Annotated in this window: 20 protein-coding genes and 1 tRNA gene; 14 read left to right on the top strand and 7 right to left on the bottom strand. The window is 53.2% G+C overall.

The features are described 5' to 3' along the window. Window position 1: 1 nt before the first annotated feature. Together CpATCC19410_RS04845 and CpATCC19410_RS04850 are read right to left on the bottom strand one after the other, a co-directional pair. Window positions 2–1,996, bottom strand: coding sequence for an ATP-dependent DNA helicase (locus CpATCC19410_RS04845; protein ID WP_013242519.1), 1,995 nt, complete (start codon window positions 1,994–1,996; stop codon window positions 2–4). Between the two features lie 51 nt (window positions 1,997–2,047). Next, window positions 2,048–3,406: a nicotinate phosphoribosyltransferase gene (locus tag CpATCC19410_RS04850; protein WP_013242518.1), complete on the bottom strand. Its 1,359-nt coding sequence runs from the start codon at window positions 3,404–3,406 to the stop codon at window positions 2,048–2,050. A 125-nt stretch (window positions 3,407–3,531) separates the two neighbouring features. Here CpATCC19410_RS04850 and clpS point away from each other — a divergent pair, with 125 nt between their 5' ends. From clpS to rdgB, 7 genes are all read left to right on the top strand, one after another. Beyond that, window positions 3,532–3,912 carry an ATP-dependent Clp protease adapter ClpS gene (gene clpS, locus CpATCC19410_RS04855; RefSeq protein ID WP_013242517.1) on the top strand — a complete coding sequence of 127 codons (381 nt, stop codon included), beginning with the start codon at window positions 3,532–3,534 and terminating at the stop codon, window positions 3,910–3,912. 93 nt (window positions 3,913–4,005) lie between these two features. Beyond that, entirely contained in the window at window positions 4,006–4,542 is a 537-nt protein-coding gene (locus CpATCC19410_RS04860) for a DUF2017 domain-containing protein (protein ID WP_013242516.1), read from the top strand. Window positions 4,543–4,628: 86 nt separating this feature from the next. Continuing rightward, entirely contained in the window at window positions 4,629–5,447 is an 819-nt protein-coding gene (locus CpATCC19410_RS04865) for a rhomboid family intramembrane serine protease (protein ID WP_014522753.1), read from the top strand. A 73-nt stretch (window positions 5,448–5,520) separates the two neighbouring features. Further along, window positions 5,521–6,414 carry a glutamate racemase gene (murI, locus tag CpATCC19410_RS04870; protein WP_014401345.1) on the top strand — a complete coding sequence of 298 codons (894 nt, stop codon included), beginning with the start codon at window positions 5,521–5,523 and terminating at the stop codon, window positions 6,412–6,414. Between the two features lie 72 nt (window positions 6,415–6,486). Then, window positions 6,487–7,254: an MBL fold metallo-hydrolase gene (locus tag CpATCC19410_RS04875; RefSeq protein ID WP_013242513.1), complete on the top strand. Its 768-nt coding sequence runs from the start codon at window positions 6,487–6,489 to the stop codon at window positions 7,252–7,254. A 38-nt stretch (window positions 7,255–7,292) separates the two neighbouring features. Then, window positions 7,293–8,027, top strand: coding sequence for a ribonuclease PH (gene rph / locus CpATCC19410_RS04880; RefSeq protein ID WP_032802570.1), 735 nt, complete (start codon window positions 7,293–7,295; stop codon window positions 8,025–8,027). Further along, complete coding sequence (gene rdgB, locus CpATCC19410_RS04885; RefSeq protein WP_013242511.1) at window positions 8,024–8,647, top strand: RdgB/HAM1 family non-canonical purine NTP pyrophosphatase; 624 nt, start codon at window positions 8,024–8,026, stop codon at window positions 8,645–8,647. The genes rph and rdgB overlap by 4 nt, the downstream gene beginning before the upstream one ends. A gap of 68 nt (window positions 8,648–8,715) precedes the next feature. Here the strand turns inward: rdgB and CpATCC19410_RS04890 are convergent, their stop codons facing one another. Together CpATCC19410_RS04890 and CpATCC19410_RS04895 are read right to left on the bottom strand one after the other, a co-directional pair. Continuing rightward, window positions 8,716–9,075 carry a DUF3817 domain-containing protein gene (locus tag CpATCC19410_RS04890; RefSeq protein ID WP_013242510.1) on the bottom strand — a complete coding sequence of 120 codons (360 nt, stop codon included), beginning with the start codon at window positions 9,073–9,075 and terminating at the stop codon, window positions 8,716–8,718. Window positions 9,076–9,162: 87 nt separating this feature from the next. After that, window positions 9,163–9,609, bottom strand: a complete 447-nt coding sequence (locus CpATCC19410_RS04895; protein ID WP_013242509.1) for a hypothetical protein — start codon at window positions 9,607–9,609, stop codon at window positions 9,163–9,165. A 125-nt stretch (window positions 9,610–9,734) separates the two neighbouring features. On the opposite strand from CpATCC19410_RS04895, the gene CpATCC19410_RS04900 reads away from it, so the two are divergent. The 4 genes from CpATCC19410_RS04900 to CpATCC19410_RS04915 all read left to right on the top strand — a co-directional run bounded on the left by CpATCC19410_RS04900 (window position 9,735) and on the right by CpATCC19410_RS04915 (window position 12,114). Next, window positions 9,735–9,816, top strand: a tRNA-Leu gene (locus CpATCC19410_RS04900). 376 nt (window positions 9,817–10,192) lie between these two features. Beyond that, window positions 10,193–10,855 (top strand): CPBP family intramembrane glutamic endopeptidase, encoded by a 663-nt coding sequence (locus CpATCC19410_RS04905; RefSeq protein ID WP_013242508.1) that lies wholly within the window; start codon window positions 10,193–10,195, stop codon window positions 10,853–10,855. Window positions 10,856–10,934: 79 nt separating this feature from the next. Continuing rightward, window positions 10,935–11,264, top strand: coding sequence for a hypothetical protein (locus CpATCC19410_RS04910; protein WP_014522461.1), 330 nt, complete (start codon window positions 10,935–10,937; stop codon window positions 11,262–11,264). Further along, a complete protein-coding gene (locus tag CpATCC19410_RS04915; RefSeq protein WP_228026787.1) occupies window positions 11,227–12,114 on the top strand; it encodes a chymotrypsin family serine protease in 888 nt (295 codons plus the stop codon). Before CpATCC19410_RS04910 ends, CpATCC19410_RS04915 begins: the two co-directional genes overlap by 38 nt. Window positions 12,115–12,294: 180 nt before the next feature. On the opposite strand, the gene CpATCC19410_RS04920 is transcribed toward CpATCC19410_RS04915, so the two are convergent. Genes CpATCC19410_RS04920 through CpATCC19410_RS04930 form a run of 3 tightly spaced genes read right to left on the bottom strand, consistent with a single transcriptional unit; the run spans window position 12,295 to window position 15,026 of the window. Beyond that, window positions 12,295–13,326 (bottom strand): DUF418 domain-containing protein, encoded by a 1,032-nt coding sequence (locus CpATCC19410_RS04920; protein WP_014300900.1) that lies wholly within the window; start codon window positions 13,324–13,326, stop codon window positions 12,295–12,297. A gap of 43 nt (window positions 13,327–13,369) precedes the next feature. Then, on the bottom strand, window positions 13,370–13,996 hold the full coding sequence (locus tag CpATCC19410_RS04925) for a response regulator (RefSeq protein WP_014522460.1): 627 nt from the start codon (window positions 13,994–13,996) through the stop codon (window positions 13,370–13,372). Window positions 13,997–14,000: 4 nt separating this feature from the next. Next, on the bottom strand, window positions 14,001–15,026 hold the full coding sequence (locus CpATCC19410_RS04930; RefSeq protein WP_228026785.1) for a sensor histidine kinase: 1,026 nt from the start codon (window positions 15,024–15,026) through the stop codon (window positions 14,001–14,003). Between the two features lie 242 nt (window positions 15,027–15,268). Here CpATCC19410_RS04930 and CpATCC19410_RS04935 point away from each other — a divergent pair, with 242 nt between their 5' ends. The 3 genes from CpATCC19410_RS04935 to acpS all read left to right on the top strand — a co-directional run bounded on the left by CpATCC19410_RS04935 (window position 15,269) and on the right by acpS (window position 25,418). Then, on the top strand, window positions 15,269–15,574 hold the full coding sequence (locus CpATCC19410_RS04935) for a hypothetical protein (protein ID WP_013242503.1): 306 nt from the start codon (window positions 15,269–15,271) through the stop codon (window positions 15,572–15,574). Between the two features lie 224 nt (window positions 15,575–15,798). Then, window positions 15,799–24,897 carry a type I polyketide synthase gene (locus CpATCC19410_RS04940; RefSeq protein WP_014401339.1) on the top strand — a complete coding sequence of 3,033 codons (9,099 nt, stop codon included), beginning with the start codon at window positions 15,799–15,801 and terminating at the stop codon, window positions 24,895–24,897. A gap of 131 nt (window positions 24,898–25,028) precedes the next feature. Continuing rightward, on the top strand, window positions 25,029–25,418 hold the full coding sequence (gene acpS, locus CpATCC19410_RS04945) for a holo-ACP synthase AcpS (RefSeq protein ID WP_013242501.1): 390 nt from the start codon (window positions 25,029–25,031) through the stop codon (window positions 25,416–25,418).

The raw sequence follows: 25,418 nt of genomic DNA on the forward strand, positions 1-25,418 counted from the left end.
GTTACCTAGCCACGAGACGCGACAGAGCACCGCGTACCACTTGTGGATCGTTAGTTCGCCAGAAAGCCGGCAGCGATCTGATAAAGAACGCTCCATAGCGCTTGGTCACAATCCTACGGTCAAGGATGGCCACCACACCGCGGTCCGTCACTGACCTGAGCAATCGGCCGGCCCCCTGAGCAATAAGCAGTGCTGCGTGGGTGGCCGCGACTTCCATAAAACCATTTCTACCATCCGCGTCGGCGGCGTCTTTACGGGCTTGCAACAGCGGATCGTCGGGGCGGGGGAATGGGATTCTATCGATGATGACCAATGAACACGATCTTCCCGGAACGTCTACGCCTTGCCAGAGGCTGAGCGTGCCAAACAGACAGGTGTTTTCTTGCTTAGAAAACTTTTCGACGAGCGCACCGGTCGTGTCATCGCCCTGGCAGAGGACGTCGAAGGGGAGTCGTGTGCGCATTGCATCTGTGGCTTGTTGCGCGGCGCGGCGCGATGAAAATAATCCGAGGGTGCGACCGCCGGCAGCCATGATGAGTTCATATATTTCATCGAGAACCTCGGGGCTTAAGCCATCACGCCCAGGGTCGGGGAGTGAATTGGGCGTGTAGAGGATTCCCGATGTGGCGGGATTGAAAGGCGTTCCCGCGTCGAGGCTGTCCCATGACCCTTTGGGCAGTCCCCAGCTGGCAGCCATAGCATTAAAGTTTCCGCCGATATTTAATGTGGCAGATGCTAACACCACTGTGTTTTCGCTAAAGAGACGAGTATGAAGCAACCCCGCGATGGACAGAGGGGCGACCTTGATCATGACGCCGCGGCGTTCGTCGTGAAGCACCCACACCACGTCTTCTTGACTGGCCGCGTCTTCCTCTTCAAAGACAGAAAGGACCCGAATCACCGAATCATGCTGATCATTTAAGTGATTGGAGAGAGACATCCGTTCAGCATGCCGTTCTGGATCATTTGCTGCTTCTCCTTCTGGAACTCGGGATATATGTTCCCGGAGAGACCAGATGGCATCACGAAGCGCTACTGTTTGCTGTTTAAGGTAGTCCGGAAGGGAGGTGAGTCTGCCCGGCTCTATGGCGAGCATCGCGTCTTCCCATTCCTTGGCGATATCAATAAGCTTTTGGTCCTTCTCACCCGCGCCCAGTTTTCCCGCCCGGCGCGAAGACATAGTTAATGCAGTAACACCAATTTCATTTGTGGCTACGGCCGTGATCCTGCCATCGAGTTCGTGAGCCTCGTCGACGATCACTACCTCGTGCTCGGGTAACACGTTGACATCGGATAATGCATCGATGGCTAATAACGCATGATTGGTGACGATGACGTCTACATCATGGGCTTTTTTGCGCGCTAGTTCCGCAAAACACTCCTCCCCATGTGGGCATCTGCTCGCCCCAATGCATTCCTGTGCGTTGACGCTGACTTGCCGCCAAGCCAAGTCCGGAACACCGGGATCAAGGCTATCGCGATCGCCGACTTCGGTCTCGTTGGCCCATTCATAAATCCGTGCTACGTGCTTGCCCAGCCAAGAGAGATCTTCCTCGTCGATCAGCGCATCTTCTGGTTCTTCGGCCGCAGCAATTTTGTTCATGCAGACGTAATTTGCGCGGCCTTTCATTATCGCAAAAGTGGGACGCCTGCTCATGTGTGGTTCGAGGGCATCAGCAAGACGAGGGAGATCACGCTCCACTAGCTGCCGTTGTAACGCGATGGTGGCAGTAGAAACAATGATCGTGGAATCAGTAGCCTGAGCGTGACGTAGTGCTGGTACGAGATAAGCCAAGGATTTACCGGTGCCGGTTCCCGCTTGAACCGCAAGGTGCCGCTCTGATTCGAGTGCTTTGGTCACCGCGTTGGCCATAGATACTTGGCCGTTACGACGGCTGCCGCCGAGGGCAGCTACCGCCGCATCCAATAATTCATCGGTAGACAAAGCAAGGGGCGAATCTGACATAGGACACAGTGTAGAGGTTGCATCCAACATTGATGCCCACGGCCCTCGCCCGACCAAAGGCATTAATTTTGTTACACGTATCTACTTAAAACCGATGAATCGAGTAGACAGAACAGGCTCATCTTTGCTGAGGGCGAGCCCTTCCCACGGGAGCGTTATGAGTTGTTCTGCTAGATAAGCGCGAGATTCTTCGAGCGTTGGCAGATTATCAACAGCTATCCCATTGCGCATCAGGGGGATGGCGAGCTCATAAGAATTAAGCTGTCCGATCTGAGGGGTGTCGTGATCATAAGGGAACACGATTTCCTCGACTGCCGTTCCTGTGGCACGGTGGGTGCGGATAGCCCGTTTAGTCCCGCCAACCATGGCTTTGCCTCGGGAGCGTTTGGCCACGGGGTGACCGTCTACTTCCACGAGCTTATAAACCATTCCGGCTGTAGGCGCCCCAGAACCGGTGACCACAGAGGTGCCCACGCCGAAGGCGTCGACGGGGTTGCCGCGCAGACCAGCGATAGCGTACTCATCTAAGTCGGAGCTCACCACGATGCCGGTATTATGAGCCCCTAAGGAATCAAGCTCCTGACGCACCTTTCGGGTCATCACACCCAGATCGCCAGAGTCGATGCGTACAGCGCCCAATTGTGGTCCCGCTACTTCGATGGCGGTTTTAACGCCTTTGGCGATGTCATAGGTATCCACCAAGAGAGTGGTGCCTACTCCCAGGACGTTGATCTGCGATTGGAAAGCTGCCGACTCATTGGGCGTGCCGTCATCGTTAACGTGCAACAGTGTCCACGCGTGTGCTGCGGTGCCGGAACCCGGAATGCCATAACGGTGTACTGCCTCAAGGTTGGAGGTCCCCACAAAACCTGCAAGGTATGCGGCACGCGCGGCTGTCACGGCCGCGTACTCATGAGTGCGACGGGAACCCATCTCAAAAATAGGGCGGCCATCCGCTGCCGTAACCATGCGGGCTGCCGCTGAAGCCACCGCCGAGTCCGCATTCATTATGGAAAGAATGAGGGTCTCAAGAATGACGCACTCAGCGAACGTGCCGCGAATGGTAAGAATTGGTGAACTGGGAAAATAGAGCTCGCCTTCCCGGTACCCATCGATTTGCCCTTGGAATTTATAGGAACGCAAAAAATCGATGGTGGTGGCGTCCAAGAACGTCAGACTGGCAAGTTGTTCTTCGGTGAAACGGTAATGCTTGATAGCCTCCAGCACTCGGGCTGTTCCTGCGACAACACCATAGCGGCGTTCATTGGGAAGCCGCCTGGAGAAAACCTCGAATGTACAGCTGCGGGACGCTGTGCCGTCGGCAAGCGCCGATTGCAACATTGTTAACTCGTACATATCGGTGAGCAATGCCGTCGATTCGAATTCAGTCACGCACACAAGCTTAGCCTTGAAAACGCTGAGAGCTGAAGCACAAGACATAAAACGCTTTTAGGCATACTTGTGGTGCCACTCACTGTATGGCTATTTTTATTCCAGTCCTTATAGGAGTCTGATAAGGAAAGTTCCATGCGGAACAACTAAGGAATTGGGCTAGGCTGTGTTGTATGCAAGTCAAACAAGAAGATGTGACTCATTCCCTTAACGAGCTACCTTCTGTCGTTTTAGCACCCACCATGGATGTTGTGGTGTCTTCTCCGATGGCTACCCCAGAGCTTGACGAGGCCCTATCAGTAGACGTGGCTTCCAGCGAAAATCTACCCTGGATGTGCATCGTGTGGGATGATCCAGTCAACCTGATGAGCTACGTAACGTATGTGTTCCAAACGATTCTCGGATACAGCAAGCGTCGTGCTATCGAGTTGATGATGCAGGTTCATACAGAAGGCAAAGCTGTAGTTTCCTCCGGGGAGCGCGACAAGGTTGAAGGCGATGTGAAAAAGCTTCACACCGCTGGCCTGTGGGCCACGATGCAGCAGGGCGGCTAGCTTTCTCAGGGCCCCTTTGCCCCTCAGATGCGTTCTATAACGCTTATAAAGCGAAAAACTGAGTGCTCCTTTGATTGAAAGGCATAAATCACTATGCAGCCATGGAAGAAAAAGAAAGGCCTCATGCGTGGGGTTCACTTTGCGTGTGTATTTGAGCCAATGGAACGAGAAGTCCTTGGCAACCTTGCATCTACTGTCAGCGAGGCACTCATCCACCGCGCGCAATCTGCGCCCAAAGACGAGTTGGCAGAGCTAACCGGTATGCCTAGTGGGCATAAAGAAGCCCCTAAAGATCCTGCGCTGGCGCGTTTGCTTCCAGATTTTGAAAAGGAAGGCGATGAGGAATTTGAGGGGGATAATTCTTTATTGCGCTGCCTGCACGAGACAGATATTACGCGCGCAAAAATCGAGCACTTGTACGTCCTTGGTCAGGCACTTGGCCCCGACGGTGGTGTTCACGTGGATATTACGGAAACAGAAGCGCACGCTTGGGTTGCGGCTCTCAACGATATTCGTCTTTATGTGGCATCTGGAGAGGTCTTTGGAGAAGATGCCGAACAAGACCGAGAGAGCTTGGTCGAGTGGTTGGCTTATAACCAAGAATCATTGCTTAATGCAATGATGGGATAAGACAGGGCAGCTGAGTTGGAAAGCGGGGACCCCCGGTTACTGTCAGTAGCCTGGGCATTTTCCCAGGGTTTTGCTAGCTGTAGAGGATGTCACTGCGATATTTCTTTACTAGGCTGTGCTTCATTATGACGAACCGATTTAATCCCTATGCTCAATCAGATAAGAAAACCTACGGTGGTGTGTCAACTAGCGGTGGGTACCTTCCTCATGAGTACGGAACACAGTATCTTCCAACGTCGGATTATCCTGTGAATAGGGCGGTACAGCGAGGTGTGAAGAGGACTTCATTGTGCTCTATGGGGCGCAAACGCTTAGCCGACGCTACAGTATTAGCCTTAGGTTATGTAGTGGTCATCTGGGCAGTTCACATTGTGAACACTGTGTTTTTTGGCGGCACCCTTGCCCAAGAACTTGGCGTGCACCCCCTTGATGGTTCCTCGATCTGGCATATCTTTACCTCGCCACTCGTGCACGGGAGCTACATGCATATCTCTGCAAACACTCTTCCGGGATTAATTTTTGTGTTCCTCATAGGGCTATCGGGTCGCCGACCTTTTTGGGAAGTCACGATGATTACTGCGGTGGTCGGCGGCATGGGGACCTGGATCTTTGGCGGTATTGGCACCACCCATATCGGCGCCTCCGGGTTGATTTATGGGTGGCTCGCATATTTAGTAGTCCGGGGAATTTTTAATAAGAGCTTCTCCCAAGTAGTACTCGGTGTGGTTTTAGCGTTTATCTATGGCGGTCTGATCTGGGGTGTTTTACCTGGCGACGTTGGCGTCTCATGGCAGGCACACTTATTTGGTGCTATAGGCGGGCTTATCGCAGGCGCCACCATCACCTCCGATGATCCGCCAGCACTGAAGGCGCGCCGGGAGCAACAGGCTCTTCATCGCGTTTAATCACTTTTACTCCCTAACGGGCACAGCGATGAGGTGCCGCGATTGTTACCCAGTTTTTGCTAACCGGGTTAGCATGGCTTATGTGAAAAAAGACCTAGGGGCGGATTCCTTACATCCAGAAGCACCGAGTGTGAAACCGTCGGTTGTGTATGAAGGCACAATCGACGCTTCCTCGCCGATAGGAATTTTTGATTCCGGAGTGGGCGGGTTAACAGTAGCCCGTGCGATCATGGAGCAGCTCCCCCAAGAATCCGTGATATATATCGGAGATACGGCGAACAGCCCATATGGTTCAAAACCGATTGCTCAGGTCCGAGAGCTTTCTATGCGGATCGGTGATGAGCTGGTGGCCCGCGGCTGCAAAATGATTGTGATCGCGTGTAACACCGCTACATCAGCCGCATTACGCGATCTACGCGAGCGTTATAGCATTCCAGTAGTAGGCGTGATTCTTCCCGCTGTGCGACGAGCTGTTGCTGCCACTCGCAACGGAAAAATTGGCGTGTTGGGCACCCAAGGAACGATTGCCTCTGGTGCTTATCAAGAATTATTTGCAGCAAGCCCAGGAGTAGAAGTCTATGCGCAAGCCTGCCCAAGCTTTGTGAGTTTTGTAGAACGGGGCATCACGTCGGGGCGCCAAATCTTGGGAGTGGCCCAAGGCTATACGGAAGGGCTGCAATCCGCGGGGGTAGATACTCTGGTTCTTGGGTGTACTCATTACCCATTGTTGACGGGTGTGATTCAGTTGGCCGTGGGGGATAACGTGACCCTTATTTCTTCTTCAGAGGAATGCGTAAAAGACGTGCTCAAGGTACTTAGCCGCAACGATATGCTTGCCGAAGCAACCGCGGATAAGCCGCCTAGTCGTTCTTTTGAGTCAACAGGAGACCCAGCCCTATTTGAGCAGCTTGCCATGCGTTTTCTCGGTCCGCATGTGACGTACGTCGAAAAGTTACGGGAGGTGTAAAGTTCATACCACTTAGCGGAACGGGCTGTCTTCCGCTCGCTCTTGATACGCAATCGTGGCACAGTAAAAAACATGAAGCTGACCATCCTCGGAAGTTCCGGAAGCCTGGGCGCCCCCGACAACGCTGCCTCCGGGTACCTCATTCAGATGGATAATGCCCCCAGCATTCTCATGGACATGGGACCAGGAGTTTTAGCGCAGCTTGAACGCGCCCAGAATCCCTCCGACGCCCATGTTGTTTTTTCACACTTGCATGCTGACCACTGTGTGGATTTTCCTTCCCTCTTAGTGTGGCGTCGTTACCACCCAACGGCGGCGGCAAAGGGGCGGAACCTGTGTTTTGGGCCAACGGATACCCCCGTTCGATTGGGGAGGCTGAGTGCTGATTCCGTGGATAATATCGATGACATGTCCGATACCTTTGCGTTTACTCCGTGGCAAAACGCAAAGGAAGAGCTCGTCGGAGCCGTGTCCATTACTCCTTACTCTGTTGTGCATCCTATCGAGTCATTTGCGCTGCGAGTTGAACATAAACGCTCAGGCAAGGTTGTTGCGTATTCCGGTGATAGCTCCTATACAGAGAATCTGATCGAATGTGCGCGGGACGCTGATGTTTTTCTTTGCGAGGCTACCTGGGGGGAAACCAGTGAGGGCAAAGTTCCCAACATGCATATGAGTGGGGAAGAAGCTGGTCGTATCGCGCGCATTGCGGGAGCAAAGAGGCTCATTCTTGTGCATATACCTCCGTGGGGAAATGCAAAGGCCGCTCTTGAAAAGGCACGTTCTGAGTTTGATGGCCCCGTTGATATCTCCTACCAAGGTATGGAAATCCACATCTAATCGTCTTAGCCAGAGGGCGCTGCAGTAGTGTGGTTGACATGACTACTTCGAACTTTAAGCGCGCCGATGGCCGCGCAGTTGACCAAATGCGTACCGTGAAAATCACCCGTGGTTTTACCACTAACCCCGCGGGCAGCGTGCTGGTCGAGTTCGGTAATACCCGAGTTATGTGTACTGCATCTGCAGAAATCGGAGTGCCCCGCTTCAAGAGAGATTCCGGAGAAGGCTGGCTAACAGCCGAGTACGCTATGCTGCCAGCAGCAACGCTAGACCGTAATCCGCGGGAATCTATGCGGGGGAAAGTTAAGGGACGTACTCATGAGATCTCACGATTGATCGGCCGTTCACTGCGTGCTGCCGTAGACCTCTCTGAGCTGGGAGAGAATACTATTAACATCGACTGCGACGTTTTGCAGGCCGACGGTGGAACACGCACAGCATCGATTACAGGTGCGTATGTGGCGCTTGCCGACGCCATCTCACACCTGCAAAAACAAGGCGTGGTACCAGGAAATCCGTTGAAGGATCCTGTGGCTGCCGTCTCTGTGGGCGTTATTGACGGTGCTGTTTGTCTTGACTTGCCCTATGAGGAAGACTCCCGTGCCGATGTAGACATGAACGTGATTATGCAGAACGGTCGCTTTGTAGAGATCCAGGGAACCGGCGAACACAATACATTTGATCGCGATGAGCTCGCCCGTATTCTCGACTTTGCTGAGAAAGGATGCACCGAGTTAGTAGCAGCACAAAAAGCGGCCTTGGGGATTGCATGAGAATCCTTATAGCATCTAACAACGCTAAAAAGCTCAAAGAATTAGAAGTAATCCTGGAAGCGTCAGGCGTATCGGGTGCGGAGATTGTGCCGCTCAGAGCCGTGGAACCCTATCCAGAGCCCCAAGAAGATGGTCGCAGCTTTGCCGATAACGCACTGATTAAAGCACGCGCTGGGGTAAAAAATACTGGATTAGTTACCATCGCGGATGATTCCGGCTTAATGGTAGAAGAGCTCAATGGGATGCCCGGCGTCTTATCTGCTCGGTGGTCTGGTAGCCATGGTGACGATGCCGCTAACAACAATCTGCTTTTGAAACAGATGAGTGATGTTCCAGAGGAGCGTCGACAAGCAGCATTCGTTTCCGTGTGTGCCTTGGTCACTCCTGATGGAACGGAACATCTTGTCGAGGGGCGTTGGGAGGGACGCTTGCTCACTGCTCCTCAAGGCGACAACGGTTTTGGTTATGACCCATTGTTTGTCCCCGGCGAAGAAGACTCTGCGGGAACATACCGCAGCTCAGCGGAGCTCTCTGCGGAGGAAAAGAATGCGATTTCGCATCGAGGGAAAGCATTAAAACAATTGGTTCCCATTATCTCGCGGATTATTCAAGACAGCTAGAAAGCTAAAGCTCGGAACTAGATCTAAGAACTAGTTCCGAGCTTTGTGCGTATCTGCTTTAGTGCAGGTTAGGACTCGTTGAGCTGGAAAGTTTTCTCAACATCCTTGCGTCGCCATGACTCGACAAAGAAGGAGAGGAAGGGCACCACACCACCGAGGGCAGTGATGAGCCACTTGAGCGGCTCCCAACGGGCTTTGGTTCCCAAATTCAAGGAGGCCACGAGATATACGATGTAGAGTAATCCGTGAACCTGGGCAATGTATTTACCCCATTCGGGGATTTCCAGCCCGAGCCCATACTGACAAATCATCCGTACGACAAGAACCAGCAGCATAACGCCGGTTGCCCAAGCGGAAATAGAAAAATAACGAAGCGCCTGCCGCACACGACGCTTGCGTTCTGGGTGAATCGGAGTAGAGGTAGTCATACTGCTTTATAGGCTCCTAGTTGTGATCTTCAGGTAACAAGTTTACAGAGAAAAAACTGCGGCGGGAATTAACTCATTTATCACGGTTTAACGACGCCGTTTTTGCTGGTTAAGTTGATTAAACTCTTCCACCGTCAAGGTTTTACGTTGAGGCAGGAAGGACTCATCGATCTCAGTGGAACTTTTCTCTTCTTGCGTAAGAGTTGTAAAAGGAAGTTTTTCTTGTGTGTGGTCTTTAGTCTCCGTGGTATTGCCATAGAATTCAGAATCGCTGAGATAGCGTTGGTTCTCATACTCCATGAGCTTGCGATACGCATAGACGAAGAATCCGCCGAAAAACGGCCACTGTAACGCGTAACCTAAATTTTGGAATGAACCACTTCCAGACCTAAAACGGGTCCATTGCCACCACGCCAGTGAAAGCGTGGCCACGATGACGAGTACAAGAAAAACAATATGCCATAACCGGACTCGGAAGCGCCGTGGCTCAGGGGCCGTGGGAGGCTCAAGGGAAGTCTGGTCGGAGTTATTCACAGTGTCTTAGGATACTCGTTAATGTGTTAAAGCCAACTTCTTTTTAAGGGGAAGAACCTGGCGTTTTTCAAAATTCCCCAATGACCTGTAGTATTATCACACGTTGCGCAATGATAGTGCGCTGAGCGCCCGTGGCGGAATTGGCAGACGCGCTGGATTTAGGTTCCAGTGTCTTAGGACGTGAGAGTTCAAGTCTCTCCGGGCGCACAAACTTAGAAAGACCGTTTAATTAAACGGTCTTTTTCTTTTGTGGCGATATCTACTCGCGGCAATTCATCAGTAATTTGGGGCAGGGGTGAAGGTTTCGCTCCGTTCGCCCGTATTTCCTGAAGACTTTGTTTGGCATCTCCTCTCGTCGGAGGTAAGCATGTCGAAAGCTTAGTTATTCGGGGGTATTTTTTAGGAAAAAACAAGGTTTACGATAAGGTATTTCTTGTATACCTGCAAGAGTATAATCAAAATCACATTCGTTAAGCTGTGAGTATGGGCTACAGCGAGGTATTGCTACTAAACCATCAGCATGCCTAAAACTAATACGTTTGTGTGGGTTTTGCTTGTTTAGTGAGTGAACCTTAGCTGGAGGATGATTAAAATAGCTGCGATGCGAAATCTTTTGAGAGACTACAGGATTGTAATAAGTCTCTTATTTATTATTGTGTATTTTGCACTGACTGTTGGCTTACCATCCATTGTTGGCGATGCATGGGCTGAAAACTCTATTCAATTTGGCATTGTTTTGTCCGCTGTAATCGGCATATTCGTTTTTAATGGGCCGATTATTCAGGGCTTTCATAACCTTAAGGGCAAGTATCGCAAGCTTGCGTTGGTTATTGTGGGCTTTCTGTTTTTTCAGACAATTGCGATCACAATTTCAACGCAGTTTATTGATGGCATTGGGGGATCGGAGAATCAGGCTGCGGTTGAAGGGTCTTTAAAAGGGGCGGGAGGAGTTCTTGCCACGCTGGTTCTTGCTCTGTTCGCTCCTATTGTTGAGGAGCTGGTCTTCCGTGAAGCGCTTATAGGCTGGGCGAAGAGCAAGGTAATAGTGGCTGTGATGGCGGTTATATCCGGAGTCACTTTCTTGTACTTCCACGCGCCTTTTGATCCGGCAGGAATCGCCTTCTACCTACCGGGCACCATTTCTCTCATCGCGATTTATCTTATTTTTAGGAAAAATATCGCGGCTTCCATGGTTGCGCATATCGTATTTAATACTGTGGCGGCCATTAGTACATTCGCAGCTTAATTCTATTCAGCATGCACTTTTAGCGTGTGCTTTTAGAAGTCTAAAATTAACTACTAATCCTGGATAGGGGAGTCTTTTTATGAAAAGCAGGGCAGCTATTGCGGCTTTGGCCTCAGCAGCGAGTATCGCAAGTGCCGTAACATTTGCTTCATCGGCTATGGCCGCAGAAGTAGCTCCTGGAGCTCCAATGCGCACGGAGCTGGCATCGTTTGCTGATGCCCCCAAAGAAGTACCAAAGTGGGTTACTGCTCAAGTCACGTGTTCACAGGGCCTATCTGGGACGGTTACGCTCCCGGACGGAACACGCAAGCGTGTCATGGTTACTGCAGCGCATTGTATCCATGGTGTTGAAGGCGACGCAGATCCAGCCTGTGCCGGAAGTATATGCTCCTCTTCTGGGCGACTCTAAACTGATTGGAGTACGCGATCGCGGCGCGCCAATTGTAGATTCTCAGCCTGCAAATACCATTATTGATCCCGTAGACTGGTCGACCGTTGCATTGCAGGATGACGTCAAACTGACGCGAGTAGCGGATTCCGTTGATCACCAAGGCCGTCGGCATGGAAAGCCCGTGGTTCTGACCAGCGTTAAAGATCACCGTGATTTGCGTGAAGGGGAAGTTTCTTTTGACAACTTCGGTCAGCCGATTTGTAAAGACGGACAAACCAGCGGCCGTACTTGTGGCGTTCAGTTTATGAGGACGCAAAACGGTGTGTGGTTTGCAGGGCTGGTTCTATCTGGCGACTCTGGCGGAATTAATTTCAACCCGGTTACAGGCGAAGCCATCGGCGTGACTTCACTCGGCTTCCTAGGCCTTCTTGCTCGAGCTCAACCTATTGATACTGCTCTTGAAGCTGCATATGGTATTCCGGACGGCAAAGTCAATGAGCGTTTCTCTTTGCCGGAGTCTACTGAGCCACATACCCCGATGCGTACTTTGTCAGGCGAGGCCAAGGATGTGGACCAATGGGTTCAAGCTAACCGCGCACATATACCTTGGGTACAGGAGAAGTTCCCGGAGAATGTTGCACCTGAGCCGATTGATATGGAAGCCGCAAATTCTCAGGCTGCCATGAATTTTGAAGCAGGTCTGGGAGAAATTACCGCACAGGTGCAGGATACGGTCAACCTTATTCATGACAATCCAGCCGACATCGCTTCCCTTCCTGGAAATTATCAAAAAGGCGGAGAGTTCCTGAATAAGCTGGTACAGAATACCGTTGAAGGGTATGTCCAAGCTTTTGAAAATCAAAAATAAAAGATAGCCACAGTATCGATTTTTGATATCGTATTCCCAGCGTATCTCCGAATTTAGCTAGTTCAGCTCTGGAAGATGATAGCGCTCGCAATACGTTGAGAGACCCCCTAACCCGTTTGGGCTAGGGGGTCTCTCAGTAGCTTTTCCAAGCATGGAGCTGGGATGAAAAATTCTATGTATTTAGCTCTCCAGAACGGGTTGCCGTACGTTATTAACGGTTTCCGATGGAGTAGTGCGTACATAATTATTTGAGCGCTTGGGGGTAAAGCTCCACCATGTGACCATCCGCCAAAGCCTCTCTAACGGTCCTTGGCCAAAAGCCCGGTCCCATATCCAACTGCATAGAATCTGTACAACGAGCATGCCGGCGACAAAGAAAAACGCGATATCCCAAGCTTCTGAGGTTTCCGGAATGTCGAACATTTTTCTGCTAGCTAGCATGATGAGTGTGGCGCCAATGTAGTTGCTAAGCGCAAGACGGCCCATCGGCGCAAAAGCTGCTTGTAAAAAGGAGCGGGCCGGTGTGTGCATTGCCAGGATAGCGACGCAGAGCCACGTGGCTGCAATTGCCAGTCCGGCGATTGCCGATTCAGAACTAAAACCAGCGTTGATTTTGTTCTGCCACTGTAACCAACTAGCGATGACAGCAATGGGGATAAAAATTGTCAGCGCATAGGCAGGACCTCGATGTTTTTCTGCTAAGAGATAAGGGATTCCGAATTGGGAGATACTGCTGCCTAGGAGGAACAAGCCTGGAATCAGGAGTGGTCCGCCGAAAGGCGCTGCAAGGACCGTTGCTACGATGCCAAAAACCAGAGTCCATGCTCGGGGCATGTAGGTAGAGGGGAGCAGAATGAATAAGGCGGCTGCGGCATAAAATAAGAGCGCCTCGCCCGGATGTATCAATTGATGAAGCGCCCCCAAGGCACCAATGAACAAGAAACGGCGCAGCAAGGGGATACGCCCGTACCCCTTAGCCCACATTAAACCGAATCCAAGGCCAAAGAGGAAAGAAAAGACCGGAAAGAAACGTTGCTGAACTAGCAACTGCATAAGGTCGTAGGAGAAGCTCCTGGGCGCAGCAATCTTCCACAAAGTGCCAATGTTGGCAAATGCGATTCCACACAATGCTATTCCTCGAACAACGTCGAGCCACTCAATACGATTTTTCACACGATCTATCTTTGCCAATAATGCGTGTGTTGTAATCAATCCAGGAGATGAAAATGATGTGCCGATACATCGGCCGAAAGTATTACGCGGACATTTCTCCCGATCGCCATAATGCGGCCGCAATTTCGACTCTATTCCGGACATCTAGGCGTTCTTGAATCCGTGCGACGTGGGTTTTTACCGTTGAAAGTGAAATGAAGAGTTCTGTGGCGATTTCTTGATTTGTGCGTCCATAAGCAATAAGTCGTGCGACTTCGAGTTCTCGACAGGTCAGCGGAAGATCGGAAGAACTAGTATTAGGCTTAGAACGGCGGTCGAGCAATAGCGAGAGTACTTCGGGGGAGATGAGTACATCGCCACGATACGCAGAACGGATAGCTTCTACGAGTAGTTCTGGCCCAGCATCTTTGAGCAGATATCCACGCGCTCCGTACTCTAAGGCTGTGTCCACGTAGGCGTCATCGTTAAAGGTTGTGACCATCACCGTGGCCAACTGGGGAGCAACTTGTTCAGCAACTTGCAGCCCGTTCATTCTCGGCATTCGGATATCTAGCAAAGCTACGTCTGGTCGGAGTCTGCTGATGGCCTCGAGAGCCTCCACGCCGTCAGATGCTTCATAGACCACCTCCATGTCGGGTTGGGCTTCAAGGATCATATGGAATCCGGTACGCACCATGGCTTGGTCGTCGGCAAGCACGATACGAATCATGGTATTACAGCCTCCACTTTCCAACCTTTTTCATGCGGGCCAGCCTGAAAAGCCCTCCCATCGCACGTATGCGTTTTTCTAAGCTATATAACCCGCTTCCGGAGCCATTATTTAGCCCGGGAGTAGGAAGGCCACCCGAATCTTCAACTATTATCTTTAGTCCTTGTGCTACGTCCTCTAATCTTACGGATATTGCTGCGCCATGGGCGTGTCTTAGCACGTTGGTGAGCGACTCGGAGATCACACGTTCCGCCGTGATAAGAGTTTTGGTGCTTGCTTGAGTGCGCGCGGTAAAAGTAGTCTCTCCTGCGAAATCGTTGACTAGGCGTTCGATGTCCGCGATTGTGGCGCTCACTGGCGCGGTGCGGGTTTGAGACACTGTGTCCCGGATTGCCTCCAGGGCGCGCTTTCCAGATGATTCAATCTGTTCCAAAAGTTGGCTTGAGCCGGAATTTTTTTGTGCTCGTCCAGCCTGCGCTAGGACAACGATACCGGCGATTTCATGGGCCACGATGTCGTGGAGATCATCCGCAATATCATTTTTTACCTGTGCTGTAATTGCGGCTTCATGGTCTTTCAAGCGCGCTCGTTCAGAGTGGACAATAGCGCCAATTGCAAAGCTCACTATGGTCGCGATAATAACGAGCAACCATATGATAATCATGGACACGTCAAAAAATACCAGCCGCAGTGGGATAAGTATTGCGGTAACCGCTGCAGTGATAGACATCCAGCGGGGCGACGTATTGGCTGCGAGTACGCCTGCCAAGATGACTAATGCCCAGTTGGATGAGCTTGTCCAATAGCTGCCCAGCGCATAGCCGACGATGGTGGCAAAGAGGCTTCCCCACAGCGCCAGTTGCCAACGATGATTCTTAATGCCGAGTGCTGCACACAATCCAGCAAACAGCGCAGCTAGCATGAGGGCAAAGTTTCCTGTCGATGTAAACTCAATTGCCGCTGCCAGCGGTAAAGGGAGTAGGAGCAAAGCGAGCTGAAATCCCGTGAGGTGGCGTCGAAGGAAAAGCACGTGATTAATAATAGTGGTATCTACGTGCCGTGAGATGCGGCCTACAAAGAAAACGGGGCAAGTAAGGCTTTTGTAGGGCACAAATTCTAGAAAAATCCAGTTCAGGGGGCTCGCGGGGAGATTCTAGGGGATCAATGTTGAATGCGCTCGTACACTAAAAGAAAGAGCGCACGGAAGCAATAGGCGTCGCTTTGTTTGAACAGACAAGGTGCGCGTAAAAGGAAGCCGGAACGTGCAGAAATGTGAACAACAAAAAGTTCTCACATGGACTTGGAATGGGACGAGGAAGGTGGCTCTCTGTGAGCATTTCACGGAATTTTGATCAATATCTGGCGGATCGCGGTCTAGTACAACTGGCGGAAGTGATCCCCGAGAGCGAGTGCCAGGAATTCTGTCCGGCAGACTCCTGGTATGAAGGCCAGATTGGGGAACGAGGGACATCAGAAGTGACCGAAGACGGCACGCCCGCAGAAAATTTTTCCGACAAAAGTTCTGGCGACGAGCTGGCTCGTGCAAAAAGGATGATTGAGGGAGTTTTAGGCAGCTAGACTACCCTTTTTCCAGTAGGAAAAATACGTTTGGGACGAGATTTATTGTGTATTATAAATCACTTTTCTGTCGATATTAGGCACGAAAGGTGACAGTTTCCTCATATTTTGTGGCATATTAGTCAGGCAAAAGTTTTTAGGACAATAGTGTCTCCGTGTGACGCTATTGACCGTAAACCCGTGAGCGCAGAGCGCCAGTCCAAGACAACAGGAGAGTTACTCAGGTGACTGAACACAGCATCTTTAAAGGGCAGCAGTCCGGATCTTCGCGTCTCGTTGAACGCTTTGATTCCGAGCCTTTTGCGCTCGTATTTGCCGGGCAGGGGTTTGATTGGTTAAAGACCCTCCGCGCTTCAGTAGCCCAGGGTGCAGGGAAAACCTTGGAGCCAATCGTTGCGGAGGCAGCGCAGCGGCTTATTCCTATCTCGGATGTACTGGCAGTAGCTAGGCCATTTGGGTTTAAGCCACTGGAATGGGCCGAGCAGGATGAAAACGCAGGTGTGGATACGTCCCAAGCAGCTATCAGCGTTCCAGGCATCCTCACTTCCCAATTGGCCACACTGGATCTGCTGGAAAGCCAGGGGCTAGATGTGGATAAGGCCGCTGCAGTTATTGGCCATTCGCAGGGCGTTTTGGGTGTTCATAGTGTGCGCGACCTTACCCGGGCAGCAGAGATTCTTGCGATCGCAGAAATCATCGGTGCAGTCATCGGACACCAAGCTCGCGTCACGGGATTGGTGGCGCGCGGAGGCGCCGCGCCCATGGTCTCAATCGACGGCATTACTTGCGAGCAACTAGAAGGCGCTATTGCCGCTGCGTGCTCTAAGACTGATAAAGAAATTCGTCCTGTAGTTGGGCTTAAAAATTCACGCACTAATTTTGTCCTCGTTGGACGCCCTAAAGACAACGAGTCGGTACTAAATATTTTGCGTTCTCAAGCAGCAGCAGATGCCCGTGAGGTAGAAGCCAAGAAGCGCGGTGGATCTGCTTTTGATCCAAAGATAGCGCCGTTGAATGTTCAGGTGGCATTCCATCACCCCGCTATGCTTCCTGCTGTTGATCGAGTAGTTGAACTCGCGGAACGCGCTGGGCTCGATGCAGAGATGGCGCGTCAGATCGCCCTAGACGTGATGGTCACTCCGGTTGACTGGAGCTCTGATGTGCAGGCAGCACTCGATCAGGGCGCACGTTGGTTCCTCGATGTGGGGCCAGACGGGGGCGTAGTGTCGCTTACCGAGCAAGCACTTATGGGACGCGGAGCAGCGTCCTTCGCGGTGTGCGGTGCAGAGGGGCAGGCACAGCTTTTCGACGCCGGCCGCGCGTCCGCCCTACCGCAGTCTTTTGAAGCCTTCTCGCCGACCCTGATAAAAACTCCCCAGGGAGTGCGCGTAAAGACCAAGTTTACCGAGCTCACAGGCCGTAGCCCCATGCTACTTGCTGGCATGACTCCCACCACTGTTGATCCTGAGATCGTAGCGGCGGCAGCTAACGCAGGACACTGGGCTGAATTAGCGGGCGGTGGTCAGGTCACGCCTGAGATCCTGGAAAACAACATAGCCAAGCTCACTGATTTGTTACAGCCGGGAGTGAATGCACAGTTCAACTCCATGTTCCTAGACCTCTATCTGTGGAAGATGCAGATTGGAGGTAAACGCCTGGTGCCTAAGGCACGGGAAAATGGTGCTCCTATCGATGGCATCGTGATCACGGCAGGTATTCCAGAGCATGAAGAGGCTGTAGCGCTAGTTCATGAGCTGCGCTCTGGCGGATTCCCCTGGGTTGCTTTTAAGCCCGGCGCGGTAAAGCACATTATTAAGATTTTGGCCATTGCTAAAGATGTGCCAGAGGTCCCTATCATCATGCAGATTGAGGGCGGAAAAGCTGGCGGCCATCACTCCTGGGAAGACCTGGACGAGCTGCTCATCAGCACGTATGCCAAAATCCGCGAACACGACAATGTGGTGATCTGCGTTGGCGGAGGCATTGGAACCCCGGAGCGCGCTGCAGACTATCTGACAGGTTCGTGGGCTCGTGGTTATGGTCTTCCTGATATGCCTGTCGACGGCATCCTTGTGGGAACTGCCGCTATGGCTACTAAGGAAGCAAAGACTTCTGAGGCAGTCAAGCAGCTGTTGGTTGAGACCAAGGGCACTCAGGAATGGGTCGCAGCGGGTAGCTCAAACCAGGGTATGGCTTCTGGGCTATCACAGTTAGGCGCGGATATTCATGAGATTGATAATTCCTTTGCCAAGGCTGGGCGTTTGTTGGATTCGGTGGCCGGAGACGCGGAGGCCGTAGCAGCTAAGCGCGAAGAAATTATTGCGGCGATTGCTAAAACTGCGAAGCCATACTTTGGCGATGTGGAAGACATGACGTACCAACAGTGGCTTGAGCGCTATCTTGAGCTCTCTGGTCCCATGAACGGGAAATGGATTGATTCCAGCTGGTACCGCAGGTTTGTAGAGATGCTGCATCGCGCAGAGGCTCGTTTGATTGCTCAGGACCATGGCTCTTTTGCTTCGGTTATCTCGCTAGAAGAGACGGAAGCTCCGCAGCTGGGCGTCGATAAGCTCTGTGCGCATTATCCGGCTTCAGATACCCTGGTACACCCGGCGGACGCGGCGTGGTTCTTAGAGGCATTGGCAACGCCGGGCAAGCCAGCTAACTTTGTGCCGGTCATTGATAAAGACGTGCGGCGTCGCTGGCGCTCGGATTCCTTGTGGCAGGCTCACGATGAGCGTTATACAGCTGACCAAGTCGCTATTATTCCTGGTACAGCTGCTGTTTCTGGAATCACTATGGCTAATGAGCCGGTTGCTGATCTACTGGCGCGTTTTAATGCAGCTACGGTTGATCGTTTGGATGCCGCGGAGGCAGAAGAGCCTCAGGCCGGCGTGGTCGAGCGCGTATTGAGCGCTTCTGGCACTTCCTGGGCGGGACGTCAGGTTGATTCTCTCACGGCTCGACTAGGGGATGCTTCAGAATGGGCTGTGGATGCGACGGCTGCCACCCATGCACTAAGCGGGGCACGCCTTATAGAACTAGATTCTGAGCATGCCGAGTTGCAGGTGCCCTTGTTCGGTTCTACGGCTCCGGGGACAGAAGCCAATATTGCTATCCGCTTTACTTTGCCCCAGGACGCTCCGGCCGGTTGCGTACCACTGGTTACTCGGGAAGACGCCGAGACCGCGATGGAAGGGCTTACTCAGATAGCTGCTGGCGGAGTACTGGGATCTTTGGGCGAGGACGAACTGACTGCCATCTGGCACAGCACTCTTAGCCGCGGCGACGCAGCTACCTATGAGACCGTGACTGCAGGGTATCTTCCTGCGGATATTGAGCCGGCGGGGATTGCCCCGGACATTCTGGTAGGCAAAGCCTGGCCCGCTATCTTTACCGCAGTGCGCAATGCCGTAATTCCGGATTCTGATGGCGCAAAAGTCGTCGAGGGCATGCTTTCTTTGGTTCATCTTGAACACCATGTCACCGTGGTTGATCAGGACTTGTTCTCTCGCTGCATCGCCGCTGAGACTGATTCGCCGGTAGCAATCGAAGTGAGCGCACGCGCGGAAGAGATCGTAGACACCACCATTGGGCGCATTGTGGTTGTCCGCGCGGAATTGCGTGTCGACGGCACCTTGTTAGCGCGCCTCAGCGAGCGTATGGCTATCCGCGGACGCCGGGGGAATGCCGTAGCCCGGACGAACACGTCTGCTCTTCCTAGCGTTATTGATGCGCCGCGGTCATTCCGCGCATTTGCTAAGGTTACGGCCCCGCATTCTATGCATCCTTTTGCCGTGGCGACGGGGGATCGGAACCCTATCCACGTGTCCGAGACCGCCGCTAAGCTGGCCGGATTGCGGGACGGCGTGATCGTTCATGGCATGTGGACCTCTGCAATGGCCGAGCTTATTGCCGCTGGTGGATACTCCGATGAGTCTGTGTCTACTCGCCCAAATACGGTCGTAGAATATACCGCGACGATGCTCGCCCCTGTACTGCCGGGCCAAGAAGTAGAGTTCTTGGTTGAGCGCTCGGGTATAGATTCCCGAGAGGGGCATGGTGAAGTTCGTGAGATAACTGCAACCGTTAATGGCTCTATAGTCCTTACCGCTACTGCGGTGATGGCTGCGCCGACAACGTTCTATGCTTTCCCCGGACAAGGCATCCAGTCACAGGGCATGGGCATGGAATCGCGTGCGCGTTCGGGTGCCGCCCGTGATGTATGGGCGCGTGCAGACCACCACACTCGCACCGCTCTGGGATTCTCTGTTTTGGATATCGTTCAAAACAATCCAACAGAAGTTCGCGTTGCTGGTGAAACATTCTCACACCCCAAGGGTGTTCTCTTCCTCACCCAGTTCACACAGGTGGCCATGGCGACCCTTGGTGTGGCTCAAATAGCTGAGATGAGGGAAGCCGGTGCGCTTGATAATAAAGCGTGGTTTGCCGGACACTCTGTAGGCGAATACAACGCGCTAGCTGCTTATGCAGGTGTGTTATCTCTTGAGAGCGTGGTAGAGATCGTCTATCAGCGTGGACTTACCATGCATAGGCTAGTGGAGCGGGATCAAGACGGAAATTCCAACTACGGTCTTGCGGCTTTGCGCCCGCACAAGATGGGGCTTACTGAGCCTCAGGTCTTTGACTATGTCGCTGGAATATCCCAAGAGTCTGGTGAGTTCCTTGAGATCGTCAATTACAACCTCGCAGGCATGCAATACGCTGTGGCGGGAACAAGCAAGGGCCTCCAAGCCTTGGGCGCTGATGCTGAACGCCGCGCGCCGGGCAAGCGTGCCTTTATCATGATCCCCGGCATCGATGTGCCATTCCACTCCTCGCACCTTCTCGACGGCGTTGACGCATTCCGAGAGCATCTAGATTCCTTGATCCCGGCGGACGTAGATCTGTCTATGCTCGTTGACCGCTATGTTCCCAACCTAGTAGCCCGCCCATTCGAGCTGACCCGGGACTTTGTCTCGGCCATGCTTGATGTAGCTCCAGCTCCGATTCTTAAAGACGTTCTTGAACGTTTTGATGAGCTGTCCAAGACACCGGTCACGCTTGCGCGCACCCTGCTGGTGGAATTGCTGGCATGGCAGTTTGCCTCACCAGTGCGCTGGATCGAGACGCAAGATTTGATCCTGCGTTCAAACGCGGAAGGTGGCCTTGGCGTAGAGCGCTTTGTCGAGGTAGGCGTGGGCTCTGCACCGACTATCGCGAATATGATGGGGCAGACCCTGAGGCTTCCGCAGTATGACGGGGCAGAGGTAGAAGTACTCAATATTGAGCGCGATCGCTCTGTAGTGTTTGCCACCGATGAATTGACTCGTACCGTGTCTGCACAGGATGCAGAAACGGAGACTGCATCTGAAGACACAGCACAAGACGTTGCAACGGTTCAGATTGCCGCAGCAGTGACACCGACTGAAGCTCCAGCCGCCTCTGGTGGAGCTCGCCCAGACGACATTACCTTTACTCCAGCTGATGCGACGATGATGTTGATCGCCCTGTGGACTAAGGTCCGCCCAGATCAGATGGGTGACGCAGACTCCATTGAGTCCCTGGTTGAGGGCGTATCGTCGCGTCGTAACCAGCTGTTGCTAGACCTTGGCGTGGAATTCGGGCTCGGCGCAATCGACGGTGCTGCTGATGCAGAGCTAGTGGAGCTAAAGAAGACTGTTTCTCGGATGGCTAAGGGGTACAGTGCCTTTGGCCCAGTGCTTTCCGACGCCGCCAATGATGCTCTCCGCAGAATTACTGGTCCTACGGGCAAACGCCCCAACTATATTTCGGAGCGCGTAGGGTCCACATGGCAGCTTGGCGCTGGTTGGGTGGACCATGTCACAGCGGCTGTGGTTATCGGAGCTCGCGAGGGATCTTCTCTGCGCGGTGGAGACCTGGCAACCCTGGCGCCCTCGGCACCGTCTAACGCAGCAGAACTGGATCAGCTTATCGACGCCGCTGTGCAGGAAGTTGCTGCTGGCCAAGGGGTATCCGTTGCCCTCCCCGGCGGATCAGCGGCTGCTGGCGGAGTTGTAGATTCGGCTGCTCTAGGTGAATTTGCGGAGCACGTGACAGGTAAAGAAGGCGTTCTTGCAGCTACGGCTCGCACAATTTTGTCCTCGCTAGGGCTGCATGAGACCGCAGAAACTCAGTTCCTAGAGGACTCTGATGCAGACACGGCGCTGTATGAACTCGTGTCTCAAGAGCTAGGCGCTGATTGGCCTCGACAAGTTGCACCGAGCTTTGATGCCAACCAAGCAGTCCTTCTCGATGACCGCTGGGCCTCGGCGCGTGAGGATCTTTCCCGTGCCGCACTCGGCCAGGTATCGGTGGATTCTCTTGACCTCACCGGTGCCGGCGAGATAGTCGCGCAACAAGCCGAATTCTTCGGTTTTGAGGAGCTCGCCGCGCAGGCGCGTTCTCAGGAATCACTCGCCTTTGCGGACGACGTTGCCGTGGTCACAGGTGCCTCACCAAACTCCATTGCAGCTGCGGTCACCGCCGAATTACTCTCCGGTGGGGCCACCGTGGTGGTCACGACCTCCTCTTTGAGCCATTCACGCCTGCAGTTCTATAAGGAGCTGTATCGAGAAAGCGCTCGCGGCAGAGCTGGACTATGGATTGTTCCTGCGAATCTTTCGTCCTTTGCAGATATCGATGCCATCATCAAGTGGGTGGGCGAGGAACAAACCGCGACGGTCAATGCTCAAAAGCAAGTGATCAAACCAGCACTCGTTCCTACGCTGTTGTTCCCCTTCGCCGCACCGCGTGTCCAAGGCTCGCTTTCCGATGCCGGTCCTCAAGCAGAGATGCAGATGCGTCTCTTGCTGTGGTCCGTTGAACGCCTCATCGCAGGGCTGTCTCAACTGGGAACCAACACTCATGTGGGAGAGCGGCTGCATGTTGTTCTTCCAGGTTCTCCCAACCGCGGTCGTTTTGGCGGCGATGGTGCCTATGGTGAGTCTAAGGCGGCTCTCGACGCGCTGGTTACGCGCTGGAACGTAGAAAAGTCGTGGAAGCCACATACCTCGCTCGTACATGTCCTTATTGGCTGGGTGCGCGGTACCGGACTCATGGGTGGGAACGATCCCCTCGTAGAGGCCGTTGAGGCAGCTGGTGTTACCACCTACTCCACACAGGAGATCGCAGAGATTCTGATCGGCCAGGTAAGCGCAGAGGTGCGTCGTCAAGCTGCAGAATCTCCGATAACCGTTGATTACACGGGTGGCCTAGCGGAGTGTGACCTTAACTTGGCAGAACTTGCAAGCAGCATTCACTCACAGGCTTCAGAAGAACCAACAGAGCCTGAAGATAACGCGCCTGCTCTTAAAGCGCTGCCTACTATTGCTTCTGACTCCCAAGAAACACATCCTGACTTCCGTGGGCAGGTCCACCAAAATCTAGAAGACATGGTGGTCATCGTAGGTGCTGGAGAACTTGGCCCATACGGATCTGCACGTACCCGCTTTGAAGCAGAACTCACCGGCGACCTTGGCGCTGCAGGCGTTCTGGAATTGGCGTGGACTATGGGGCTGGTGCACTGGGATGAAGACCCCAAGCCGGGTTGGTATGACGCCGACGATGAGCTCGTGGATGAGGCAGACATTTATGACCGCTTCCACGATGAGGTTCTTGCTCGTGTTGGCGTGCGTCGTTATCACGACGATTTCCATATGGTGGACAACCTTGCACCAGAACTGACTACGGTCTATCTGGATCGGGATCTCAGCTTTAGCGTGAGCGATAAGGATACGGCTCGTTCCTTTGTTGAATCAGAGCCAGATCTTACTTCAGCTGTTTTCAATGAAGAGACCGGTGAGTGGGTAGTAACGCGGAAGGCCGGGTCTGCTGTGCGCGTTCCGCGCAGGATGGCTATGAGCCGGTTTGTCGGCGGTCAAATCCCAGAAGGGTTTGATCCTGGCGTGTACGGCATTCCTGCAGACATGGTGGATAACCTGGATCGCACCGCGCTGTGGAATCTGGTATGTACTGTAGACGCCTTCCTTTCCTCGGGGTTCAGCCCTGCGGAGCTACTACGGGAGCTACACCCGGCACGGGTTTCCTCCACACAGGGCACTGGTCTAGGCGGAATGCAGTCCATGAGAGCGCTGTACATCGATGGTTTGCTGTCAGAACCGCGTCAAAATGACATCTTGCAAGAGGCGCTTCCCAACGTTATGGCTGCTCACGTTATGCAGTCTTATGTAGGCGGATACGGTCAGATGATTCATCCGGTGGCTGCCTGTGCGACTGCCGCTGTATCCGTGGAAGAAGCAGTAGACAAGATCAAGCTGGGTAAGTCTGACTTTGTGGTTGCCGGTGGCTTCGACGATCTCTCCATCGAGGGGATCACAGGATTCGGCGATATGGCAGCGACTGCAGATTCGCAAGAGATGAGGTCCAAGGGCATAGAAGATCGTTACTTCTCCCGAGCCAACGATCGACGCCGGGGTGGGTTTGTTGAATCTGCCGGTGGCGGCACCGTGCTCCTGGCGCGAGGAACCTTGGCCGCTGAGCTGGGACTTCCAGTCCTAGGAGTGGTGGGATTCGCAGAATCCTTTGCAGACGGCGCACACTTGTCCATTCCAGCTCCAGGTTTGGGCGCTCTTGGCGCTGCACGTGGCGGAAAAGACTCCCGTCTTCTCTCAGATCTGAAATACCTAGGAGTCTCCGCAGACGATATCCGGGTGGTGTCTAAGCACGACACGTCTACAAATGCGAATGACCCCAATGAGTCTGATCTGCATGAGCGCATTGCGCGTGCGATTGGCAGGACGGAAGGAAACCCGTTGTATGTGGTTTCTCAGAAGAGCCTCACGGGACACGCGAAGGGCGGCGCCGCAGCGTTCCAGCTGATTGGTCTTACCCAAGTTCTCCGTACCGGTATTGTCCCAGCTAATTACAGCTTGGACTGTGTCGACCCTGTGCTAGCAAAGCATTCCCACCTGGTGTGGTTGCGTCAGCCGCTCAACATTAGGCAGCTGGCTCCTAAGGCTGGAATCGTGACCTCCCTTGGCTTTGGTCATGTCTCTGCACTCGTAGCCATCGTGCACCCAGAGGCCTTTGCAGAAGCTGTTCGCAGCGAACGCGGAGAGGAAGCTCTTGCAACATGGCGTAAGTCTGCTGCCGATCGTGAACGCGCTGGCAAGCGTCGTTTGCTCCACGGCATGATGGGACGGACCGCGTTGTACGAGCGTCCAGTGGAAAGAAACCTGGGCAGCAGTGGGGACGCTGGCAAGGAACGCGAGGCTGCAGTCCTCTTGAATGACTCGGCACGACTCGTGGACGGGATTCTCGTTCTTTCACCCAATAAGTAATTTCCCATGATCAAGGGCCTGCTTTACACAGTCATTTCTCTGTGAAGCAGGCCCTTGCTGCTGCTTAATTATGCGTTCCCTATGGTTCCTCACGATAAACTCCAAGAATCCCCAAGAAAAGGAAGAGACCCATGTTTATTGGGACGGATCTTGTCCACGTACCTAGCTTTGCAGAGCAATTGCACACGCCGGGTTCCGCTTTTGCCACCAAGGTCTTCAGCGCGCTTGAATTACGCGTGGCTGCCACAAAGCCAGATAGAGACGCTCACCTTGCGGGGCGATGGGCTGCCAAAGAGGCCTTTATCAAGGCATGGAGCCAAACGCTCTATGGCAGTGCTCCCGTGATAAGCGCGGATAAGGTTGATTGGAGAGAAATTGAAATAGTTCCGGATGCTTGGGGGAGAGTGGCGGTGACTCTCCGTGGGGAAATTCAAAGACTTGCGCAGCTAGGACAGGCACACATCAGTATCAGTCACGATCGCGATTATGCCATCGCACAATGCCTCATCCCAGGATGCTGA

Source organism: Corynebacterium pseudotuberculosis (assembly GCF_002155265.1).
GTDB lineage: Bacteria > Actinomycetota > Actinomycetes > Mycobacteriales > Mycobacteriaceae > Corynebacterium > Corynebacterium pseudotuberculosis.